We start from the raw sequence: 515 nt of genomic DNA on the forward strand, positions 1-515 counted from the left end.
GAGCAGGCGCGGGGTGAACCAGTGCGGGTCGTGGCGGGCCAGGGCGGCCGTCTCGTCGGCGGTGCGCAGCCGGACGAAGGCCTCCAGCAGGGCCCGGGTCTCGCGGTCGCGGCCGGCTGCGCCCAGGGCGAGGGCGGCTTCGGCGACTTCGGCGGCCGGGCGGGCCACGCCCTGGGGGAGCAGCCGGTCGGCGTCCTCCTCCCGGCCCGCCTCGCCCAGGGCCCCGGCGGCCGCGGCGAGCCGGTCGGGCGGGAGCGAGGCCGCCTCCCACAGCAGGGTCGTCCAGTCGGCGGCCAGTCCGGCGTGCCCGAGCTCCTCGGCGAGGCCGGGCAGTTCCCCGGCCGGCCACAGCGCGGCCTCGCAGAGGAGTGCGTGCGCCTCGCCGCTGCGTCCCTCGGCCCGCAGGGTGAGCAGCTCGGTGACGAAGGCCCCCCGGGCCACCCAAGGCACGGCCCCGGCCCGGGCGGAGGCGGCGTCGTAGGGGGCGTCTGCCAGGTGCCGGGCCGTCCTGCCGG

Annotated in this window: 1 protein-coding gene; it reads right to left on the reverse strand. The window is 80.8% G+C overall.

Translation table 11 applies throughout. The features are described 5' to 3' along the window. The coding region (locus VR44_RS16510; protein WP_245691868.1) for a hypothetical protein at positions 1–515 on the reverse strand (515 nt) is incomplete at both ends.

The organism is Streptomyces katrae (assembly GCF_000966975.1).
Lineage (GTDB): Bacteria > Actinomycetota > Actinomycetes > Streptomycetales > Streptomycetaceae > Streptomyces > Streptomyces katrae.